Raw genomic sequence first — 2,766 nt, 5'->3', positions numbered from 1 at the left:
AGGGATAAAGGCGTTCTCCGGCCGCCCTTTTGTGACGAGGTACAATACCGTCGTATCCTCCGGCGACCCCGTTTCACCCAGCCAACGATGCTGGAACGTGGCCGCTACAAATTTCCCTTGTAAGGCTCGTGGGTCGAGCGTGATTTTTCGTTGGGTGGGATTGCGCAGTTTCAGTGCCACTACAGTGTGATTGTGCAGTCTCCAGCCTGCCAGCGGGGTAATTTCAATCGGCTCTGACGGATAGAGTGTGGTGATGGATGAGGCCAAATGCAGGTTCACGGGCTGAATTCCGGTAACCGGCTCGACGGTACGCAACGGGGCATACAGCTGCTGTGCGGCATAACGGGTTAAGGCAACCAGAACGGGCGCTGATAATTCAGTTCTGTTCTGGGATTGAGATTGTTCTTTTGAGGTTGCTTGTTTTTCATTCGGGTAAATAATCTGTACCGGCTCTGTTGGCCCCGCTTTGGCAGCCGTAATATCCAGTAAAATGATTTCGCCGTTTTCGCTGTCCTGCAATTGCAAACGGGTTGACGGGAAGGCATTGTGGGCTTTCAGGTACACCGCTCCGCCCGCGCTCTGTACCCGCAATTTATCACTGAGTGACGGCGGCAAACCGATACGCACATTCCGGTCAGCAAAAATAATTCGCTCCTGCCCGACCTTAAGCGCAATGGACAACGGAATGCGTTCCCACTTCATCAGTTCATCAGCCTGTGTGCCAACGCTGAACAATAACAAACTGACCCATCCCAGCCAGCGGCCAAATGACACTCTGCTCATTGAAATACGCCTTTTTTCTCTTCCTGTGGTTGCGGCATGGCTTCCAGCCGCTGTGGAATTCCGTCGTAACAGTCCAGTGCCAGCCCGAAGGGATTACGTTCGGCATCCCCCTCCCAGCGCACTACTTTCAGCGGATAACGCACCAGTGCCCGTTTAACCGATTCAGCGTGATAATATTCATCGGCTACCAAATCCAGCCGGACTATCCAGTCATCCCGGTCACGTACCGTCACACTGCGCGTCCCATAGCCCCGGCCGGGAATTTCATACACCACGCGCACCCGGTCGAGCAGCTGCCACTGTCGGCGCGGGTTTTGGCATCTTCACGCAAAAAATCCTGACACGCAGGAGTCAGATAAGGGGAAAGCGCATAAATTTTGGCCGGATAGTCCTGTGCCCCGTTTTTCGGCCAGGCATTCAGTTGCTGGAAAATATAAAAGGCAAAGCTATAGACGCTGGGTGTCGGCACTTCCCACCACGGGCGCGTACTGCCGGTGCGTAAGTCCGGCGGATTATGGATGGTGAGATTACGCGGGGAAGCCATCCAGCCGCTCAGGGTCAGCAGCAATACCAACACCAAAATGCCGCACGCCATTCTCAGGGTCAGAATATGCTGATCCCGATTTTTGATCGCATGACGAAACCGACTCATCGCAGGCTCCTGCTGCGGCGCAACGACCAGCCCTGAGCGGTAATAATCAATGCCGGATCACCGATACCCAGCCGACGTTTTTTCTCTGCCAGTTTCAGCCAGATATAATTCTCCGGCTTGCCACGTTTAACATGCGCAAGCCAACGCCCGCCAAAGCTTTCCAGTAACAAGGGCATCACCAACATGCCGGTCGGGAGCATGACCCAACCGGTTAATGGGATCAGGGGAATACTGACTGCCAGTCCGAGCGTGATCCCAGCCAGTGCGGCCAGTCCCATCTCAGGCGTGGTGAACCCGCGAAATACCACCGGTTCGGCGTTTAAACGGTCAGGTAAGAAAGCGATCGTCTGCATGGTGATCACCTTAAAAGATAATGCTGGCCGATTTCGACAGCAACCAAATCACGGCAACCAACAGCACCACGCCGACCACGACGATGGCGCCAAATTGGGTCCAGGTCGATTTGCCATCCCGCACTTCGGAAAAAGTTTCGACGGCGGCCGAGGCGACCTTAAAGAACGCTACTGCCGAGAGGATCAATCCGCCAATCACAATGCCATCCTGCGCGTACCCTTTCGCCTGCCCCAGCAATCCGCCCCCGCCACCACTTTTGGGCGGTTCGATAGCAGGCAAATCGGCCCAGGCTGATTCACAGGAAAGGCAGCACAATAAAAGAAAGGCGTTTATTCTGGTCATCAGGTTCGTACCGATACGCCGGCAGACGGTAACAATTTGCTTCATATTGACTCTGTTCCTTTTCATTGTGTTCGCTGTATTAACTGGCAAACATCCAGACAGCCACAACCAGCAATATTGCAGTTCGAAGGGCAAACTGGCTGAGGGTTTGATTCCGCACTTTTTCATTCGCCCAGCCATGCCAGACATCTATCGCTGCCCAGGCCGCCCAGAAAAACAAGGTGGCTAAGAAAAATCCGACACACACCAGATACAAAAAAGTGATATCAAAATGCCCGGAAGCCACTTCAAAGGCATTGCGTTGCGCCGGTGTCATTGCAGGTGTTCCTGACGGTAATGGCCGGATAAAATGCCTGATTCATGTGGCTGGTCGCGAGAAGGCGTGAGGTAGTGATCGATACCGGCTTTGATGGTGTTGAGATCGGCCTGGATGCGCTGATAATCAAAGTTATAACGAGGGCGTTTTGCTGTGTCAGACTGATTTTCTGCGATGCTTGCGCGTTCCAGTGCCATTTGCACCTGCTCAATCAGACGCTTTGCACTCGCCAGTTCGTCTTTTTCGGCCGCATGAGCCCGTGGCATACACAACACAGCCAGCCCCAGCAGACCGACAGAACAAGATAGCGAAAAGCCAG

The 2,766-nt window shown here is 53.8% G+C and carries 5 protein-coding genes and 1 pseudogene; all 6 read right to left on the bottom strand.

The features are described 5' to 3' along the window. Positions 1-783: TIGR03749 family integrating conjugative element protein (locus Xbud_RS18695; protein ID WP_099137488.1), on the bottom strand; the 783-nt coding region annotated here is incomplete at its 3' end. Beyond that, positions 780-1,435 (bottom strand): annotated as a pseudogene (locus Xbud_RS18690) (PFL_4703 family integrating conjugative element protein). The pseudogene Xbud_RS18690 and the gene Xbud_RS18695, both read right to left, overlap by 4 nt. Next, positions 1,432-1,788: a TIGR03750 family conjugal transfer protein gene (locus tag Xbud_RS18685; protein WP_099137487.1), complete on the bottom strand. Its 357-nt coding sequence runs from the start codon at positions 1,786-1,788 to the stop codon at positions 1,432-1,434. Before Xbud_RS18685 ends, Xbud_RS18690 begins: the two are co-directional and overlap by 4 nt. Positions 1,789-1,798: 10 nt before the next feature. Next, positions 1,799-2,131, bottom strand: coding sequence for a TIGR03745 family integrating conjugative element membrane protein (locus Xbud_RS18680; RefSeq protein ID WP_235428082.1), 333 nt, complete (start codon positions 2,129-2,131; stop codon positions 1,799-1,801). Between the two features lie 79 nt (positions 2,132-2,210). Beyond that, entirely contained in the window at positions 2,211-2,447 is a 237-nt protein-coding gene (locus tag Xbud_RS18675; protein WP_099137485.1) for a TIGR03758 family integrating conjugative element protein, read from the bottom strand. Continuing rightward, a partial coding sequence (locus Xbud_RS18670) for an integrative conjugative element protein, RAQPRD family (protein WP_099137484.1) occupies positions 2,444-2,766 on the bottom strand: 323 nt, incomplete at its 5' end. The genes Xbud_RS18670 and Xbud_RS18675, both read right to left, overlap by 4 nt.

It is taken from the genome of Xenorhabdus budapestensis, assembly GCF_002632465.1.
In the GTDB taxonomy this organism is placed as follows: domain Bacteria; phylum Pseudomonadota; class Gammaproteobacteria; order Enterobacterales; family Enterobacteriaceae; genus Xenorhabdus; species Xenorhabdus budapestensis.
Note: the sequence above shows the minus strand (reverse complement) of the source record. Positions and strands in the feature narration are given on the sequence as shown.